A 251-nucleotide genomic window follows, 5' to 3' on the forward strand; every position below is an offset into this window, starting at 1 on the left:
GGCGTGACGTGTTCGCCTTCGGCACGCGCCTGACCGACCTGACCCCGGCCTTCCGCCTGGCCGACACCGACGACATGCTGGCCACCGCCAGCGCGGCCATCGACGACTTCGCCGGCGGCACGCGGCTGGGCGATTCGCTCACGCAATTGCGACGCGACCATGCCCGTCGCCTCATCGGGCGCCGCACGCTGGTGCTGGTCATCAGCGACGGTCTGGACACCGGCGAGCCCGGGGTGCTCGACCAGGAATTG

General features: G+C 71.3%; 1 protein-coding gene. It reads left to right on the plus strand.

The genetic code is table 11. The annotated features are described in order from the left end of the window. Positions 1-251, plus strand: a 251-nt coding sequence (locus tag CVH10_RS22750) for a VWA domain-containing protein (RefSeq protein ID WP_146143314.1), incomplete at both ends; no start/stop codon positions are given.

The organism is Halomonas sp. ND22Bw (assembly GCF_003011945.1).
GTDB classification, from domain to species: Bacteria; Pseudomonadota; Gammaproteobacteria; order Pseudomonadales; family Halomonadaceae; genus Halomonas; species Halomonas halophila.